A 17,795-nucleotide genomic window follows, 5' to 3' on the forward strand; every position below is an offset into this window, starting at 1 on the left:
GTTTGCACAATCTTGCGATTGTTAGCTCATTAATTGTTTGCTAGCTTTTGCTTGCAATGTTTATTTTGTTCTTGAATATCAAGAACGCCCTACACATTGGTTCGTTTGCTTTGTTCAGTTTTCAAAGGTCTACATGTTGCGATTCAGCCTCTCGGAAGAAGTGAATCTGTTGTTTCAGCAACTTTTATATCTTATCAGCTTTTCAGTTGATTGTCAATAACTTTTTTTAAAAAGTTGTTTATATAAAAAGTGAAATCTCTTAAAGTTTAAAAGCTTTCTCGCTGAGAACATTTAATAATTTATCATGGAAAACCTATCGCGTCAACAAGAAAATTCGCTATTTATTCCTAAAAAAAGTTGTCGGATTCTCAAGTTCCAGAAATAGTTCGTGTTTTACTTGAATACTTATAATTTAGAAATATATCAGTTCGATTTTTATTGAAATCCATTCACTTATCTCCACTTCTTGCTTTTAACATTCGTGAAAACTTTTTTTGAAACTTGCAATTATTTTTCGGAATTCATTATTTAATCATGGTTTGTAGGAACAGAACGGTATTTCATATCTTATAACAATCGAATATTTTCTTAAATAAAAAAGCAAACCACCGTGTTCGTAGTTTGCTTCATGAATATGATAAATATTTTTTAAAAGAAAGGAACGCCTTCGAAGGCTACGCTGCCCAAGACGGTTCTTAATTTTTCTGGCCGCTCCCAAATATAATCAGCTGCCAACGTTTCCTGCATATTTTTTTCTTCAATTTCAAATAGAAATAATGGAATATTCTCATGATTAATATTGGTATTGGTTAATTCAACAAGTTGAATATCACTTACATTAACGTGGACGGTTTCTTTTAAAAACCTAAGAATACTGGAAAGTCCAGTAGCTTCATCAGCGAAAGTGGTAATTGCGAAACCCATACGATCATCGTTCTCGTGCATCAAAAACTTTTTCGTGCCATCTTGCAAATGCAACATAATAGTACCTGCAACGCGTTTATTTTTCAATGTATCCACTCCTATTGCTAGAATACTTAGATACTACCACAATTTCAGAAAAAAAACATTAAGTTTTCAAGTGAGGACCTACTGCTTTTGTTCAGCTAAATAATCTAAATCCTCTTCAATCCATTCAGGTAAAGCTTTCTCTAATGAAGCAAAACCAATTTTTTTATTGCGATTGGTAAAATATTTTTTTCGTTTCGAATAATTAGGTGGAAATTGTCCGCTGAGGGTGCGCAACGACAAGCTGATTTTTTGTGAATACTCGTCAATATCAATAACTTGTACGCGAACTTGATTACCGACTTTTAAAACATCGCTGATATTTTTTGTATAGCCCGCTTGAATCTCAGAGACATGAATTAGTCCTTGCGTATCATGATCCAATGATACAAAAGCACCATAGGGCTGAATTCCTGAAATAGTACCAAAATGAATACTGCCAATTTTATAACTCATTTACTTCCCTCTTTTCCAAGAATTCATTATACTGTATTTATGCAAAAAAATGAAGTTTTGTCACATCGACAAGGGAAAGGAAGGCAGCAATGACCGATTTCAATCAAGTAATTAATCGTAAACAGACCAATTCAGTGAAATGGGACCGCATCGCAGAAACTTATCAGGAGGAGGATTTATTGCCTTTATGGGTAGCCGATATGGATTTTTTTAGTCCGGCTTTTGTGACGGATGCCTTTCGCAAGTTTTTAGACACAGGGGTTTTAGGTTATAGCGAGCCATCAGATTCTTTATATCAAGCGATTATTGATTGGCAGCAGACACAGCATGATTTTACTGTGGCAAGGGAAGATATCTTATTTTCAGTCGGCGTTGTGCCGAGTATTGCGGCAGCTGTGCAAGCCTACACTGAAGAGGGAGATGCGGTTTTAATTCATGATCCGGTTTACTTCCCTTTTTCTGCGGTGGTCAAGGAAAACAAGCGCAAATTAGTTCGTAACCCTTTAAAGGAAGAAAATGGCTGTTTTGTTATCGACTTTGCAGCAATGGAACAGGCGATTCAAGAACATCAAGTGAAATTATTTATTTTATGTAATCCCCATAATCCTGGCGGACGGGTCTGGAAAGCAGAAGAATTGAAACAGATGGGTGAACTGTGTGAAAAATACGGAGTAATTTTGATTAGTGATGAAATACATCAGGATTTAATTTTTGAGCCAAATCAGTTTACGAGCTTCCAAAATGCTTATGATGCAGCTGGTAAGTTTTCCATTATTTTGACAGCTGCTACGAAAACTTTTAATTTAGCCGGCATTAAAAATTCGATGGTCTTCATTAAGGATCCCGAATTAAAGCAGAAATTTGTAGCGGTTCAGCAAAAGAATCACGACAATGAGATTAATACTTTTGGTCTAATCGGAACTGAAGCTGCTTATCGCGGTGGTGCTGAATGGTTGGCAGAATTACTTGCTTACTTAGCAGAAAATGTCCGCTTTGTAACAGATTACTTCCATGAGCATCTGCCGAAAGTTAACGTGATGACGCCACAAGGGACTTATTTATTGTGGCTGGACTTTTCAGCGTACGGTCTGAGTGACAAAGAGTTAGAGGACTTTTTAGTTCATCAAGCGAAAGTGGTGTTAAACACTGGGATTAGTTTCGGTCCAAAAGGCACAGGCCACATGCGCATGAATTTAGCGGCGCCCAAAGCAACTATTCAAGAAGGCTTAACTAGAATTAAGACAGCTTTTGATTCGCTATAACTAAAAAATGTTCCTACTGATGTCATTTATCAGCGGGAACATTTTTTAGTTCAACAATTATTAATCAGAAATTTCGATAGTATCGATGGTAATGTCATGCACCGGACGATCTTGTGGTCCTCGTTGAGCGTTGGCAATTTCGTCGACAACATCCATGCCCTCAGTTACATGACCAAAAACAGTGTGACGTTGGTCAAGCCAAGGAGTACCGCCGCCTTTATAGGCTTCGATAATTTCTGCTGGGAAACCGGCACCTTCAAGTTGTCCAAGCATATTCGCTGGAACATTTTCATTGTTGACGATGAAAAATTGGCTGCCATTAGTATTGGGACCAGCGTTCGCCATTGATAGAGCCCCTCTTAAATTGAAGGCTTCCATGGAGAATTCATCTTCGAATTTATCGCCATAGATGCTTTCGCCCCCCATACCAGTTCCGGTTGGGTCGCCACCTTGAATCATGAAATCAGGAATCACTCGGTGAAAAATAATTCCGTCATAATACCCCTTTTTAGCTAGTTGAACAAAGTTTTCAACTGTCTTAGGAGCTAAATCTGGAAATAATTGTACTTTAATATCTCCGCGGTTGGTTTTGATGGTCGCTTTTGGACCCGTTGCATTGGCTAAATCTAATTGTGGAAATGCCACGTAAATCTCCTCCTTTGATTCGCTGACCTCCCCCGTTAAAAAACGAACAGGCTGCCGCATAATTACTAAAATATCATAGCCGATTTTCTTAAAAAAAACCATAGAGGACCCTTGGACTTTATGAAAAATTGCTATTTCAAGCAAATTTTTTTATGGAAATAATTATTTTTGATAGAATGCCAACAGAGGTCTTAGTCAAAGTGTGACTTTTAATATAGATAAGAAAATAAATTTTGCTGCTTGAGAAACTTTAGGACTTTAGTGACTTTAGTATAGTAGCTTTATTTTCAAGGAGGAAGAACTATGACAGATGTATATGACATCACCATCATCGGTGCCGGTCCGATTGGGCTGTTTGCAGCCTTTTACGCCGGGATGCGGGGTGCCAAAACAAAAATTATCGATAGCCTGCCGCAAATCGGCGGTCAGCTGGCAACCTTGTATCCGGAAAAGCTCATTTACGATGCGCCTGGCTTTGCGACAATTAAAGCCATCGAGCTGATTGAAAATCTCGATCAACAGTTGGAAAAATTTAATCACGACTTTGTTTTAGAAGAGGAAGTTGTTGACCTGATTGCCCATGAGGATTTCGTTGAAATTGTGACGAATCAAGGACTGCATTTTTCAAAATCAGTAATTTTAGCTTTGGGCAATGGCTCTTTTCAGCCTCGCCGCATAAATTTGCCATTGGCAGATGAGTTAGAAAATCACGGCTTGGATTATTATGTCAATGATTTGCAAAAATATACCGGTCAAAGAGTCGCCATTGCCGGTGGCGGCGATTCAGCCATCGATTGGGCTTTGATGCTAGAGCCAATTGCTGCAGAGGTCCATTTAATTCATCGCCGCCCGGAATTTCGTGGCCATGAACACAGTGTTAGCCTCTTAGAAAAATCGGGCGTCAATATTTTGACCCCTTATGTGATTGAAAGCTTGCAGGCTCAAGATGGTGAGTTGACCGCTATTGACCTGCAAAAAGTCAAAGCTGACGACGTTTTACAAATACCGATTGATCATCTGATTGTCAATTATGGCTTTTCGTCTTCTTTGAAGCATTTAAAAAATTGGGGACTAGAAACCCAACGCAATTCGATTTTAGTCAACAGCGACATGTCGACTAATATTCCTGGAGTTTACGCAGCTGGCGATATCACTCAATATCAAGGGAAAGTTAAATTGATTGCAACTGGCCTTGGCGAAGCCCCCACGGCAGTCAACAATGCCCTGCATTATATCAATCCTAAAAATCGGACACAGCCAATGCACAGCACCAGTCTGTTTGCTGAAAAATAGCAGAGAAAAAATGAAATCCTTAACTTTTGGCGAATCTTTTTAAGCAACCGCCATCAGTTAAGGATTTTTTTACATGCCGTATTCTGCTTGCCATTCTTTAATAGCTGCCGTGACACTTACTAGTAATTCTTCAGGAGTATTAGCCGCAATCCGTTCACCCTCAAAAAAGGCAAAAGGCTTCATCCCGCACAAGGTGCATTCGCTCATACAAGAATAAGTCATAATATCGCAATTTTCGCTGACAAAGGCATCATCAATCACCAATTGGCTGCCAGCGGATAAATTTTGTTCGCAAAATTCTAATAAAGGATCCATAGCGCTCCCCTTTCCATTATCTAACAGGGTCTTTCATTGCATTTTAACGAAAATAGTATAACATTGAAGAGGTAAAGATTAAACTATCCAGTTTTAGCATTCAAACAATTAGGAGTGACGCAGATGGTAATTAAAGGTGAAACATTAGAAGAAGTCGCCCGCCAGTTATTAATTGAACGGGGCGTAACAATTAGAGACATCGCCGAATTGGTTATGTTTTTACAAGAACCATATATTATGGGGTTACAAATTGAAACCTGCATTGAAAATGTCGAAGGTGTTTTAACCAAACGAGAGGTTCAAAATGCGATTATCACCGGGATTCAATTAGATATTTTAGCTGAGGAAAAGCAAATGCTCTATCCGTTACAGCAAATTGTCGAAGAAGATGAAGGGCTTTATGGTGTCGATGAAATTATTGCTTTAGGGATCGTTAACGTTTATGGCTCGATTGGCTTTACCAATTATGGTTATATCGACAAAGTTAAACCGGGAATTTTGAAAAAGTTAAATGATCACGAAGGCCCAAGCGTCAATACTTTTCTCGATGATATTGTGGGTGCGATTGCGGCTTCTGCTGCCAGTCGTTTGGCCCATGATAACCCTGATAAGAGTCAAATCACGCAATAAGCTTTTTGAAAATAAAAAATCCGCAAGAACTCAGATTGTCCTTCTGCTGAAAACAGCAGCCCGCAAATAGGCGGGACTTCAAGGAATCTGTGTTTCTTGCGGATTTTTTTTTATCCTTAATATTGCTAAACTACTATCAGTGAAATTTTCATCTGCTATGCTTGCGTCTTAACTGCAGGCGACCTGCGATTACTCCGCTTAAGAAAATTAATTCGATTAAAACGAAAAATAAAATAAAGCAGTGCATAAAAAAGGCCTCTGGTAAAACATTGATTATCGGATCAGTAGCTGGATTAAATAACCAGTCGTCGTTTGCAAAAAACAACTCGTGGAATCTGACAAAGAAAGTATCAAAGCCGACTGCCATTAAAAATCCGAAAATCACAGGAACTACTAAGGCAACTTGAAATGGTCGAATTAGTTTCCAGAGGGCCTTTTGTTTAACCAGACCGACGATAAACCAAATGGCTGGAATAGCCGTTACGATTAACACAGCGTAATCAAGTAAAAATAATTTTTTGACATCGTAAAAATGTTGAGCACCGCTAGCCGACATCGGAAAATCCGGCAGCGCTAAAGTCGTATTGAAGGGATTATTTAAAAAGGCCATCAGCTGGTCAAAATTGTGAAGCAAAACATCTCGAGAGACATCGGTATAATCTAAAATATTTAAATACCCGATATCAAAGACGTACAACGGCCGAAAATTAATCGCCACAAACACGGAAAAGCTGATGATAAATAAAAACAGCGCCAGCCATTGCATAAACCGTTTAATCTTCATTTAGTCAATTTTCCATTCATCTAGACTTGCCACTACATAGGTCGGTGCCTCAGGCAGGCTTGGTACAGCTGTTGCCGGTGTGAAGCCGGTAGTGACTAACAAGGTATCAATACCATTGGCAATCCCTGCTTGAATATCAGTTTCGTAGTTGTCGCCAACCATCAAAACAGCTTCTTTATGCAAGCCTAAAATTTCAACCGCTTTTTCCATGATAATGGCATTGGGTTTGCCAATCATCACCGGTTTGGTTTGAGTAGCTGTTTCCACCAAGGCAATGATTGAACCGGCCCCAGGCACAAGGCCCCGTTCATTTGGTAAATTTTTATCGGGATTGGTGCCGATAAAAGTCGCCCCTTTTTGAATCGCAAATGTCGCTTCTACAAATTTTTCATAGGTCACCTGACTGTCCAAGCCAACCACAACGTAATCAGGATTTTCCTTGTCTTCGATAAATCCGGCTTCGGCAATCGCAGTTTTTAGGCCGCCTTCACCGATAACATAGACCCGCTTGCCTTTATTGTCAGCTTTCATAAAGTCAACCGTTGCTAAACTAGCCGTATAAACTGTGCTGGCTGGCACTTCAATCGCAAACTCATTTTTTAAACGGTAGGCAACATCTGTTGGTGTTTTGGTCGTATTATTGGTGACAAATAGAAAGGGAATCTTGGCGGCTTGCAGCTTTTCAACGAAGCGTTTGGCCGCTGGAATCGGCTGCTTACCTAAATAGATCGTCCCGTCTAAATCAATCAAGTACCCTTGATAGTCCATTTAATCTTCCCGCTTTCTAATCACAAAGCCTGATTTTTCACCATGAGCTGCCTCAGTGGTGCTTTTTACTGCAGGGTTCGATTGTTTTTTGGGTTCTGTCTTACGATTCTTAATTGTTGGCTTCGTCTTTTTCACAGATTGGACAGGTGCTTTTTTTTCCTCTGTATGCGCCGTTGTTGTATTTTTCTTGCCGCTATTGCTACGGCGGCGACGATTTTGCTTGCGTTCCCGCTTGCCGCCGACACGCTCAATGACAAAATAAGCACAGCCAAAATTGCAGTATTCATACAGATAATCCTGTAAACTTTCAATCCGTTGATCGGGAAAAGCCCGTCGATTGTCATTAGCAAAAAAGCCTTTGAGGCGCAGCTGTTCATAGCCCCAATCCCCCACGATATAATCATAGCGAGACAAGACATCACTGAAGCGCTCACCGAGTTTTTCTGCATCAAAGCCGTCACGATAATTCGTCGCCAATTTATATTGGCGATCGCCGATTAATAGCTGATCGTTTTCTAGGACCTGAACTGTTTCGCCTTTTTTCTTTTCAGCCGGTTCGCTTTCTTCGGCAATATCTTCTAAGACAGCGGCCAATTCCGCTGTTAAATCATCTTTTACTTCAGCAGCTGGCTGCTTTTTTAATTGATTTTTATTTTTTTCTGTTTCGGTTGTCATAAACTCACCACCATCATTCTTCAAACTGCATTTATTTTATCATAGTTTTGCCTCAGGACAAAGACTGCCTCAAGATTCCTCAGATTTTAGCGGGAATTTTTGGCTAAGGTATTCCGCCAGGACACTGCGGATAAATTCTGGAAAGAGAAACTCAATCTGACCGGCAATTTCAATCGTCGGGAAAAAGGGCACAAATAGATAATGGTCTACTGTGGTAAAAGTATAGCTTCCTTCAGGGTCAATCATCTCCCCTAGCCAATGGACTTGATGATTGATGCTGTCATAATCAATGCCGCTATAAATAATATTGCCGAAAATTTTACCACGAAAGCCCATGCCGACAATTGGAAAGTTCCGTAGAAAATTGCGATTTTTTTCCATCTCCTGCACCAAACGAATCAAATTTTTTCCCGTCAAGGTCACATTGATTAAATGCATCGGATGCGGCAAGGTTCGTTGCAACTGGTCTTGATTGACAACACCAGCCGGAATATCTTCTAGAAACAAACCACTGTTTAAGATGCTGACTTGTGTCTGGCCCCGTTTTTTCACGGCAGCCAAAGTAGCTAAAACTAAAGGATGCTCGCTATCAACATCTACCGCTAATGGATACGGCAAGTCGGCAACCTTGCGGGCTTTTAACAGGTTATGGCCTTCCGTTAGATAGCCACTGATTTCTTCTTCGTCTTCTGACAGCTCCAGCATTTCACTAGTTGGCAAGGCTCGAGCAGAAGTTTTCACAATCTGCTTGTTATCAGCTAATTCAATTTTGACTTCCCCAACATAATGGCCAAATTTTTCAGCAGCCGCTAGTTGCACCTGACCGATTTTCTCCCCTTGAATAAATAAATGATGGGTGTGGGAACCAAGAATCACATCAATTTCTGGAAACTTGCGGGCAATTTCGCGATCTGAGCCAATACCTAAATGGCTCATCAGCACGAGCACATCTACTTGACTGCGCAGTTCGGCTAATAACCCCGGCAAGAGATCGTTAGGTTGACGAATATCCCAACCGTTCGGCGTGTAAGTCAACGGAAAAGGCGCTGTCATGGCAATTAAACCGATTTTGGTTCCCTTGTCAGTCGTAATTATTTTTGAGGCCCGCGCCCAGTCTGGCATCTGCAAAGACGTTTTATCAAACAAATTATCTAACAGAACATCAAAATTAGCATGGTCGTAAAGATGATTTAAATCAGTTTTAGAATTGCCGACGCCTTCATTGTTACCGATGGTCGCTGCATCATAGCCAATCGTGTTCATCAGTTCAACATTCGCCTGCCCATTGGTGGCCTCTGACAGTGGATGCCAGCGGTCAACAAAGTCCCCTAAATCAACGGTGATTACAGTCTGACCTTTATTTTTGGCTTCAAAGCGACGCTGTTGTAAAAAGCGGCGAATCTTCGGCCAGTTTTCAAAATGAGAGTGCAAATCATTAGTATGTAAGATTAAAATTTTTTCCATGGAATCACCTAGTTTTCATTTAGTCTAGTTTATAGTAACATAGGTCTGACAAATCCGTTTACTAGGAGGCTGTACCATGAAAATAATGACCCCTATCGGCCCTTTCTGGCTGCAGGCAGATGACACAGGTCTGACCAGAGGGACGTTTACGCCGTTGCCTGAAGACTCTGCTGAAAAGACTAATCCTCATCTAGTGCAAGCAAAAAAAGAATTAGTTGAATATTTTGCCGGTCAGCGCCAAAACTTTACTGTCCCCCTTTCGATTAAAGTCGGCACCGCTTTTCAACGACAAGTCTGGCAAGCACTACAGGAAATTCCTTTTGGCGACACCCGTAGTTATCAAGCAATAGCCCAAGCGATTGACAATCCGAAAGCTGTCAGGGCAATCGGTCAGGCCAATCGCCATAATCCGATTGCCATCATCATCCCTTGTCACCGGGTAATCGGGAAAAACGGTCAACTGACTGGTTATATGGGAACTAGCGGCGTGGAACTGAAACGGCAGCTGCTAGCTTTAGAAGGTGCCGCATTTTAAAATAAAAATAAGCTGTGGAAACTCTTTTTGATGAAGAGTTTCCACAGCTTTTTATCTGCCAGTGACAGAGTAATTTTTTTCCAAAAAAGTTTGGCAATCATTTTTAAGCAAAAAGAAAAAGACCCGAAAGTCTTTGTTATCAACATTTATTAAAGACACATGGCGGCATTCACTTAGTGCTGCTTCCTTCCAGATCTGACACAATTCACAAACCCGCCATTGTCCTGCCTTGCGGCAAAAACTAGTATAACTTATTTTGTTATTGAATGCTAGTCTTTCTCAGAAATTTCTTCGAGTTTGGCAATTTTTTTCGCAGCTTTCTTTTGTTCCCGCAGCTTTCTAAAAAAATTAGTCAAAATTGCTCCGCATTCTTCCGCCAAAATCCCCCCCTCAACATAAGCGCTGTGATTAAAGCGCTCCTCGGTTAATAAATTCATCAGCGTTCCAGCCGTGCCGCCTTTAGGATCGGCGGCTCCGAAATAAACTTCGGCTACCCGCGATAAAACCATGGCGCCACTACACATAGCACAAGGCTCTAATGTAACAAAAAGCTGTGCGTTCTCTAAGCGCCAGTTATCAATTGTGTGACAGGCTGCTTTGATGGCAAACATTTCTGCATGGGTTGTGGCATCCTGCGTGTGCTCTCTAAGATTATGACCCCGGCCGATGATTTCACCGTCTAAAACTACGATTGCACCAATGGGGACTTCTGCTAAAGCTTCGGCCTTCTTCGCCTCCGCCAAAGCCAAGCTCATATAAAATTCTTTTTCAGTTTGTGTTAAGTCTGTCATGGTCTTCCTCCGCTGCTATTTTAGCATGAGATTTCTCCTGCTTCAATTCACAAAAGCAAGATAATTTCCTTCCTAAATGGCAATTTTTGATTAGGATTTCGGTTGTCAGACGGAGACGGTTTTCAGACTTTAGTCCCGTGAAGGATAGAAAACATCTGTTATAATTAATAAAAAGGAGGTTGTTCAAATGAATCTAGGGTTGTTGAATATATTGGTAATTGGCATTAGCTTTTTAGTGCCGTTTTGTGTCAGCATTTATTATTTAAATAAAAAACGGGTCAAGTATCGCTGGTTGCTATCTTTTGTGATTGCCTTAATCGCCGGCTCAGCTATTGCCTATGGTATTGCTGAATTTCTATTATAATATAAAAAAAACTGCGGTATCAGCCAGTCAACAGAGTGAACCTGTTACGGCTGTTACCACAGTTTTTTTGTTTATCCTTCAAAAGCTGCGCTTAAATAACTAGAAAGTTTGTTTTTTAAATCCTTTTGGGAACCTTTGAAATTTTGTCCGTAGATTTTGACTTTTTGTTTACCATTCTTAATTTTTCCAGAAACGGTAATAATTGATTCTAAGTCTTCATCTGACAAACGGTCAACTAAGTCCATAATTTTTTGGTTGCCGCCAAATTTGTTTGCCACAAATTTTCTAGCTTTGCAACGATTGGTTGCGTAATGTACCTTTTCGATAATTTTTCCTGAAGCAATCACAGTTGCTGTGATGCCCGCAACGGCTGCGATACTAAAACCGATTGCTACTTTTGTAGTTGTTTTCATTGGCTAATCCCCTTTCTCTTACTTATAATGATAGCACATTCATGAAAAATAAGGTATCGAAAGCCCTGCTAAACTTTAAACCGCAAGCCTTTGGGATAAAAGTTTTTGATGACTCCCTGAACTTGTTTGCCAAAGCCGATTGGCATCTTGTCATAAGTTAAAATCAGCCAACCTTGATTGCCGGCAAGCGAAAAAGTTTCACCGGCAACATAATGCTGCCAGTCTTCTTTGGTGATAGAAACGGCTGGCCAAGTAGCCGGCGCCGTCATGCTTAAAGCAAAGCTTGGCTCAAAGCGATTTTTTTTGATGGTTCCCAGATGCAATCCTGGGCGAATCAACTTCAATTTTTCAATCTGTGAAAAAGTAAGTCCCGCAGGTAATTGCCACACCTGCTCGCCAAATTTAATCCGTTCTCCTACCGCTGTTAATGGAAAAGCTTCAAAAAATTTATCCACTAATTGGCTTTCTTCTTTAGTTAACTTTATCTGAGCCTTTTGCGGATTTTTTTGTTTTTTCTTTGATTTGGGTGCTTGTGTTTCCTCATTTGTCCCTTGGAAAATGAGTTTTGCGACGAAATGTCCTTCGCCGATATTTTTGTGGGGCCAGATTCTGGCTGTCTTGGCCAAATCGGGAACACTGCCCCATTCTGGACGGCCTTGTTCTGTTTCAGGATAATTGATTTCAGCAATGGTCAGCGGATAATTTTCAACTAGCCAGCTGACAATTTCTTCATTTTCCTCTGGCGCAAAGGTACAGGTGGAATAGACTAAAGTCCCTTGTGATTTTAGCATTTTTAACGCCGAGCTTAGAATTTCCTTTTGGCGGGCAGCGCAAACTTCAGAGGAATTTTCCTGCCACTCCTCAATTGCCACATCGTCTTTTCGGAACATCCCTTCCCCTGAGCAGGGGGCATCCACTAAAATTTTATCAAAAAATCCGCTGAAGCTTCCGACTAATTCAGCAGGTGCGTGATTAGTCACCAGACTATTGACCCCGCCCCAGCGTTCGATGTTTTCACTTAGGATTTTAGCCCGTTTAGTGAAAATCTCATTGGAAACTAAGAGGCCCTGATTGTTTAATTGACTTAAAATTTGGGTCGATTTTCCTCCGGGAGCCGCGCATAAATCTAAGACCTTTTCCCCCGGCTGTGCAGCTAAGACTGTCGCCACCAGCATGGCACTTGGCTCTTGACTATAGACATAGCCGGCCTGATGCAGCGGACTTTTTCCAGAGACCTTGCCCAAAAAGGCATACTTGGCATAAGGAGCCTTTTGAAAATTGTCAAAGCCGTGGGCGGCGACCATTTCTTGATAGGCTGGTTTCAAAGGATTTTCCCGAAAAGCCTTTTGATAGCTGCCATTCGTTAAAGCTTCAAAAAAGGCAGCGGCTTCACTACCTAATAAGGTTTGATATTTTGAAATAAAGCCACTTGGTAAATTCATCAATGAACTCCTTTAAAAATTTTTGGCAAAAAAAGGCTGTGACGTTAGTCTTTTTAACAGATGAAATCCCGAACCATATTATATTTGCTCCTGCGGCCCAGTAGGTCCTCGTCGCAAATCAACAATATTCAGTGTCTTTTACTAGATATTGTTCGTAAAGTTCGGCTCTGTTCTAACTAATGTCACAGCCTCTATTATAGATTAATTACGTCGGTTATTGCCACCGAAAATTAAAATCAAGCGCAACAATTGTAAAAACGTTGCTAGCGCTGCTGCCACATAAGTTAAGGCAGCCGCAAATAATACTTTGCGGGCAATTGGCAGCTCATCTTCAGTTAAAATATTGCCGGAGCCTAAAATTGCCAAAGCTCGCCGGGAAGCATTAAACTCGACCGGCAGTGTCACTAATTGGAACAACAAGGCCAATGAGAACATTAAAATCCCGATATTAATCAAAGTTTGGTTCCAAGAGAACAATACACCGATTAAAATCAACGGCATGGATAATGATGAACCGAAATTGGCAACCGGCACAATTGCTGTCCGAATTTTTAAGGGGCTATAGCCAGTCGCATCCTGCACTGCGTGACCACATTCATGGGCGGCCACACTAATGGCTGCAACTGAGGTCGAACGAGCAGTAGCCTGCGAGAGACTCAACATTTTATTACCAGAATTATAATTATCTGTGAGATTGCCGGCAATTTGCTGAACCCCCACATTGTTAATGTGTTGACTGCTTAAAATATATTGGGCCGCTTGGGTGCCCGTCACATTATTGCGACTGTGAACATCGTCGTATTTTCTAAAGGTACTATTCACATAGGCTGAGGCGGCCATCGAAATGACCATCCCAATGATGACAAAAATCAATCCCGGGCCAAAGCCGTAAAAAAGTCCCATCCCGTACATAGGAACATTCCTCCTTCTCTTTGACCAAATTTTACCATAGAATTATTAAATATTTGTGAACAGTGCTCAGTTTTTTTATTTGATTAAAACTCTTTAAATAATTAACTAAATTTCTTAGCGGCGACACTTGCCGCACCAATCATGCCCGCCGCTGAACCAAATGCGGCCAATTCTAATTGACAAGCGGCTGCAGAAATTTTTAAAGCATGTTGTTGGATGACTTGGCGGGCGGGGGCCAATAATCTTTCACCGGCCTTGGCCATGCCGCCACCAATCAGGATTTTTTTAGGATTATATAAGTTGATGACATTGACTAAGCCGAAGCCGAAAATTTCGCCGGTTTCCTGAAAAACTTTTTGGCAAAGGGCGTCTCCTTGATCAACGCCCTCAGAAATCATTTTGGCTGTCAGCTGTTGCCGATCCTCTCCAAGCCAATCGCTTAGAATACTTGGCTGACCTTCTGCTAAATAATCAACAGCTGTCTTGACCATTCCTCTGGCTGAAACATAACGACCCAAACAGCCACTGCTGCCACAGGCACAGGGCCGACCTTCACGATACATATTCATGTGGCCGATTTCGCCAAAACTATTGGTAACCCCATAAAGCAGTTGCTGATTGATGACCACTCCAGCGCCTAATCCGGTGCCCAAGGTAATAAAAACAAAATCACTAAGCTCTTGGGCGGCCCCTAGTGTCCATTCGCCAAAGAGATTCATGCGGACATCATTATCAATCACCGTTGGAATATCAAATTCTTTTTCTAAAATTGCGACGATTGGAATATTTTCCCAATCGGTAAAATTCGGAGAGAAAAGCGAGATACCATTTTCTAAATCCAATAAACCGGGTACTCCTAAACCAATGCCCTGCACTTGATTGGTAGTCAACTGGTTATCCCGCAGGATTTTTTTTATAGCTGTCACTAAATTTTTTAAAACGATTGTGGCCCCCGCCAAAGACTCTGTGTCTGTCGTCTGCTGATCTATGCAAACCAACTCTTGATCAAACAAACCTAATTTGATTGCCGTTCCACCTAAGTCAATCCCCAGATACATTTGCTTACCTCCAGAAATTTTTTAAAATTATCGAGTAAATTTATTACTAAATATTTTACCAAGAAAATTATCCCGAGACAAGCACAAAAAAACTATGACACCCTAAGTAATTAAAGCGTTCCAAATAGTTTGTAAAACTGGCTATCATTTATTACTGAGAAAAAATTCCTCAAAAATTTAGCCGACTGTTTGAAGCTGTTTACTGTATTAGGTTTGTCATAGTTAAATTGCTTTTGAAAATTTAGTTTTTCTTCACAAATTCTGATTTTAATTTCATCGGACCAAAGCCATCGACCTTACAATCGATGTTGTGGTCGCCTTCAACTAGGCGAATATTTTTAACTTTGGTGCCTTGCTTAATGGCACCAGATGCTCCTTTGACTTTTAAATCTTTGATGACCGTCACACTATCGCCATCAGCTAAGAAATTGCCGTTGCTGTCTTTGACGACTAAGCCGGCTGTTTCTTCAGTGGCGTTTGCATCAGCAGACCATTCGTTGCCACATTCTGGACAGATAAACAGTCCACGATCCTCATAAGTGTATTCTGAATTACATTGGGGGCAATTAGGTAAAGCGCTCATTGATTTCCTCCGTGAGTGTTAATTATTTTCCCGGTACTCTTGACAGAGCCGTTGAATTTCTTGATAAATTTCCTGAACTTCTTTTAAATCGTGGGCATTGGCACCGCTGGCTAATGGATGACCACCGCCGTGATGCCGTTTAGCCAGCTCATTAATCACTGGCCCTTTTGAACGTAGCCGCACGCGATAATAGCCTTCTGGTTGTTGCACAAAAATTCCCCAAGCTAAGACTTGATCAATTTTTCCGGGAACGGAAACGATGGCGGAGGTTTCTGAATCCACCACGCCGTATTCCGCTAAAACTTCTGAAGGCAGAATCACTTGGCCAGCGCCATTTTCATCTAGTCGCAGATTTTGGTTAACAAAACCAGATAAGCGGGCCACCGACATTGAAATTTGGTCGATTTCTCGATTTAATTTGTTGGCATCAAAACCGTAATCCATTAAAACAGCCGCTGTTCTTAAAGTATGGGCCGTCGTTGCTGGATATAAAAAGCGACCGGTATCGCCGACAATTCCGCCGTATAATAAGCGGGCAGCATTTTCGCTAAATTTTAGCTCATCAGGAAATTGCAAAACAAAATCGGCAATAATTTCACTACAACTGCTGGCACCGGTGTTGACATATAATAAATCGCCATAAGGTTCATCATTCGGATGATGATCAATCTTGATTAATTTCTCGCCTAAAATATAGCGCTTGTCACTAATGCGGTCGCTGTTGGCAGTGTCCGTCACAATCACTAAAGCTCCTTGATACTGATTTTCTGTTACCTCATCCATCACGGCTAAGTAGTCTAAGCCTTCAACGGGACCACCCACCTGATAGATTTCTTTTTCCGGAAATGAGGTCCGCAAGATTTCCGCCAAGCCAACTTGCGAGCCGATAGCATCGGGATCAGGTCGTTGATGGCGATGAATAATGATGCGGGAATATTTTTTAATTTCAGCTAAAATTGCTGATAGCTTATCTAAGTCTTTCATAAATTCTCCTAGTTTCTATAGTTCTGGATTACAAAGTACTGTTGCTTTTTTAAATCTACTTGCTTCAGTTAAGATGCTTAAGCACGTTCCATGACCTGACAGACGACTAATGCTTTAGCAACAATTGTATTTTCTAAAAAAACTTCAATATCTAGTTTAGCCGAACGGCGGCCGATTTCCAAGACCCGCGGCCGAATTTCTAAATCACTTTCCAATTGAATCAAGCGCAAGTAATGAAGATTAATTTGTTCAATCAAAATATTGCGTCGCTGATTGGCGACCATTGTCCGCTGGGCAACGTTGGAGATAATTTCACTGAGCACGCCAAAGGAAATTGTCCCGACACTGTTTACCATCTGCGGTGTCACAACAAAATGATAGGAATAATCTTCGCTTTGTTTGCCCTCCTGCTCATCCTCCACCGTGATAACTTCACCGGCAATCTGATCAGAAATAGTGTCCGCAATTTGCGGCTGCCGTTGGACCATTTGCATCGCCTTCATGACATCTTGTCGACTAACAATACCGGATAAAGTCAAATCATCTTCAACAACCGGCATTACCTCTAAGCCGTCCCAAATCATTTGGTGACTGACAGAGGCGACACTCATGGTGCGCTTAACGTAAATGGGATCTTTGGTCATAATTTTTTCAATCAACTGATGGTCATTTTTGCCGATAATATCTTTTGCGGTCACAATGCCAATCAAACGCTGATTGCGATTCACCACTGGAAAACGGGAATGTCGAGTCTCTTCTGACAGCCTTTGAAATTCTTTGACACAATCAGAGCCATGAAGATAAATGGCTTTATCTAAAGGCACATAAATATCTGATACTAGCATAATGTCTTTTTTAATCAGCTGATCGCTTAACGCCCGGTTAATCATTGTCGCCACCGTAAACGTATCATAAGTTGTTCTTAATACCGGCAACGCTAAATCATCTGCCAACTGAGAAATTTCATCAGTCGTTGCAAAGCCACCGGTTATCAAGACGGCGGCACCTTCTGTCAGTGCTAATTTTTGTACGCCTTCACGATTTCCGACAATCATTAATGAACCAGGCGTGATATAGCGTTCCATTGCAGATTCGGTCATGGCGCCGATGACAAATTTATTTAAGCTTTTGTCTAATCCTTGACTGCCGCCAAGTACATCCCCTTCAATAATCCGGACAACTTCGCCGAAGGTCAGCTTCTCAATATTTTTTTTCAGCTTGCGTTCAATCCGAATTGTTCCGACCCGCTGAATTGTCGAGACTAAGCCGATGGTTTCTGCATCTTTGATTGCCCGATAAGCCGTACCTTCACTGACGGAGAGGTCTTTGGCAATCCGGCGAACTGAAATTCGTTCGCCCACCGGCAGGCTTTCAATGTGATTTAAAATTAAATCATGTTTTGTTGCCATGAGT

The 17,795-nt window shown here is 41.2% G+C and carries 21 protein-coding genes and 1 other RNA gene; 5 read left to right on the plus strand and 17 right to left on the minus strand.

All coding sequences use genetic code 11. From position 1 onward, the window contains the following. Positions 1–648: 648 nt before the first annotated feature. Complete coding sequence (locus AC1Z3S_RS17005; RefSeq protein ID WP_461738516.1) at positions 649–1,011, minus strand: hypothetical protein; 363 nt, start codon at positions 1,009–1,011, stop codon at positions 649–651. 78 nt (positions 1,012–1,089) lie between these two features. Continuing rightward, positions 1,090–1,464 carry a CvfD/Ygs/GSP13 family RNA-binding post-transcriptional regulator gene (locus AC1Z3S_RS17010; RefSeq protein WP_461741341.1) on the minus strand — a complete coding sequence of 125 codons (375 nt, stop codon included), beginning with the start codon at positions 1,462–1,464 and terminating at the stop codon, positions 1,090–1,092. Between the two features lie 89 nt (positions 1,465–1,553). Here AC1Z3S_RS17010 and AC1Z3S_RS17015 point away from each other — a divergent pair, with 89 nt between their 5' ends. Beyond that, positions 1,554–2,726, plus strand: a complete 1,173-nt coding sequence (locus AC1Z3S_RS17015) for a MalY/PatB family protein (protein ID WP_461741342.1) — start codon at positions 1,554–1,556, stop codon at positions 2,724–2,726. A gap of 60 nt (positions 2,727–2,786) precedes the next feature. Here the strand turns inward: AC1Z3S_RS17015 and AC1Z3S_RS17020 are convergent, their stop codons facing one another. Further along, positions 2,787–3,371 (minus strand): peptidylprolyl isomerase, encoded by a 585-nt coding sequence (locus tag AC1Z3S_RS17020; protein ID WP_461741427.1) that lies wholly within the window; start codon positions 3,369–3,371, stop codon positions 2,787–2,789. Positions 3,372–3,674: 303 nt separating this feature from the next. On the opposite strand from AC1Z3S_RS17020, the gene AC1Z3S_RS17025 reads away from it, so the two are divergent. Next, positions 3,675–4,664: an NAD(P)/FAD-dependent oxidoreductase gene (locus AC1Z3S_RS17025; protein ID WP_461741343.1), complete on the plus strand. Its 990-nt coding sequence runs from the start codon at positions 3,675–3,677 to the stop codon at positions 4,662–4,664. Positions 4,665–4,733: 69 nt separating this feature from the next. On the opposite strand, the gene AC1Z3S_RS17030 is transcribed toward AC1Z3S_RS17025, so the two are convergent. Continuing rightward, a complete protein-coding gene (locus AC1Z3S_RS17030) occupies positions 4,734–4,979 on the minus strand; it encodes a DUF1450 domain-containing protein (protein WP_265459996.1) in 246 nt (81 codons plus the stop codon). A 123-nt stretch (positions 4,980–5,102) separates the two neighbouring features. On the opposite strand from AC1Z3S_RS17030, the gene AC1Z3S_RS17035 reads away from it, so the two are divergent. Continuing rightward, the gene (locus AC1Z3S_RS17035; RefSeq protein ID WP_265459997.1) at positions 5,103–5,609 is read left to right on the plus strand and encodes a phosphatidylglycerophosphatase A family protein; all 507 of its coding nucleotides are present in this window, start codon (positions 5,103–5,105) and stop codon (positions 5,607–5,609) included. Positions 5,610–5,757: 148 nt separating this feature from the next. On the opposite strand, the gene AC1Z3S_RS17040 is transcribed toward AC1Z3S_RS17035, so the two are convergent. From AC1Z3S_RS17040 to AC1Z3S_RS17055, 4 genes are all read right to left on the minus strand, one after another. Further along, positions 5,758–6,393, minus strand: coding sequence for a TIGR01906 family membrane protein (locus AC1Z3S_RS17040; RefSeq protein ID WP_461741344.1), 636 nt, complete (start codon positions 6,391–6,393; stop codon positions 5,758–5,760). Beyond that, on the minus strand, positions 6,394–7,161 hold the full coding sequence (locus tag AC1Z3S_RS17045; RefSeq protein WP_461741345.1) for a TIGR01457 family HAD-type hydrolase: 768 nt from the start codon (positions 7,159–7,161) through the stop codon (positions 6,394–6,396). Continuing rightward, a complete protein-coding gene (locus tag AC1Z3S_RS17050) occupies positions 7,162–7,836 on the minus strand; it encodes a YutD family protein (protein ID WP_461741346.1) in 675 nt (224 codons plus the stop codon). A gap of 69 nt (positions 7,837–7,905) precedes the next feature. Next, entirely contained in the window at positions 7,906–9,300 is a 1,395-nt protein-coding gene (locus tag AC1Z3S_RS17055; RefSeq protein ID WP_461741347.1) for a bifunctional metallophosphatase/5'-nucleotidase, read from the minus strand. A gap of 76 nt (positions 9,301–9,376) precedes the next feature. Here AC1Z3S_RS17055 and AC1Z3S_RS17060 point away from each other — a divergent pair, with 76 nt between their 5' ends. Further along, complete coding sequence (locus tag AC1Z3S_RS17060; protein WP_461741348.1) at positions 9,377–9,835, plus strand: methylated-DNA--[protein]-cysteine S-methyltransferase; 459 nt, start codon at positions 9,377–9,379, stop codon at positions 9,833–9,835. Between the two features lie 146 nt (positions 9,836–9,981). Here AC1Z3S_RS17060 and ffs read toward each other — a convergent pair. Continuing rightward, positions 9,982–10,064: signal recognition particle sRNA small type (gene ffs, locus AC1Z3S_RS17065), an RNA gene on the minus strand. Between the two features lie 40 nt (positions 10,065–10,104). Continuing rightward, positions 10,105–10,626 carry a tRNA adenosine(34) deaminase TadA gene (gene tadA / locus AC1Z3S_RS17070; protein ID WP_461741349.1) on the minus strand — a complete coding sequence of 174 codons (522 nt, stop codon included), beginning with the start codon at positions 10,624–10,626 and terminating at the stop codon, positions 10,105–10,107. A gap of 187 nt (positions 10,627–10,813) precedes the next feature. Between tadA and AC1Z3S_RS17075 the strand changes: the two genes are divergently transcribed. Next, entirely contained in the window at positions 10,814–10,990 is a 177-nt protein-coding gene (locus AC1Z3S_RS17075) for a hypothetical protein (RefSeq protein ID WP_461738527.1), read from the plus strand. A 71-nt stretch (positions 10,991–11,061) separates the two neighbouring features. Here the strand turns inward: AC1Z3S_RS17075 and AC1Z3S_RS17080 are convergent, their stop codons facing one another. From AC1Z3S_RS17080 to AC1Z3S_RS17110, 7 genes are all read right to left on the minus strand, one after another. Further along, positions 11,062–11,403, minus strand: a complete 342-nt coding sequence (locus tag AC1Z3S_RS17080) for a hypothetical protein (RefSeq protein WP_461741350.1) — start codon at positions 11,401–11,403, stop codon at positions 11,062–11,064. Between the two features lie 68 nt (positions 11,404–11,471). Next, a complete protein-coding gene (locus tag AC1Z3S_RS17085; RefSeq protein WP_461741351.1) occupies positions 11,472–12,845 on the minus strand; it encodes an RsmF rRNA methyltransferase first C-terminal domain-containing protein in 1,374 nt (457 codons plus the stop codon). A 201-nt stretch (positions 12,846–13,046) separates the two neighbouring features. After that, entirely contained in the window at positions 13,047–13,757 is a 711-nt protein-coding gene (locus AC1Z3S_RS17090; RefSeq protein ID WP_461741352.1) for a zinc metallopeptidase, read from the minus strand. 101 nt (positions 13,758–13,858) lie between these two features. After that, positions 13,859–14,815 carry an ROK family protein gene (locus AC1Z3S_RS17095; protein ID WP_461741353.1) on the minus strand — a complete coding sequence of 319 codons (957 nt, stop codon included), beginning with the start codon at positions 14,813–14,815 and terminating at the stop codon, positions 13,859–13,861. Between the two features lie 241 nt (positions 14,816–15,056). Further along, a complete protein-coding gene (locus AC1Z3S_RS17100) occupies positions 15,057–15,398 on the minus strand; it encodes a zinc ribbon domain-containing protein YjdM (protein WP_461741354.1) in 342 nt (113 codons plus the stop codon). An 18-nt stretch (positions 15,399–15,416) separates the two neighbouring features. Further along, on the minus strand, positions 15,417–16,382 hold the full coding sequence (locus tag AC1Z3S_RS17105; RefSeq protein WP_461741355.1) for a DHH family phosphoesterase: 966 nt from the start codon (positions 16,380–16,382) through the stop codon (positions 15,417–15,419). Between the two features lie 77 nt (positions 16,383–16,459). Then, on the minus strand, positions 16,460–17,791 hold the full coding sequence (locus AC1Z3S_RS17110) for a DRTGG domain-containing protein (protein ID WP_461738533.1): 1,332 nt from the start codon (positions 17,789–17,791) through the stop codon (positions 16,460–16,462). Positions 17,792–17,795 lie beyond the last annotated feature (4 nt).

The sequence above is a fragment of the Enterococcus sp. LJL90 genome (assembly GCF_056924355.1).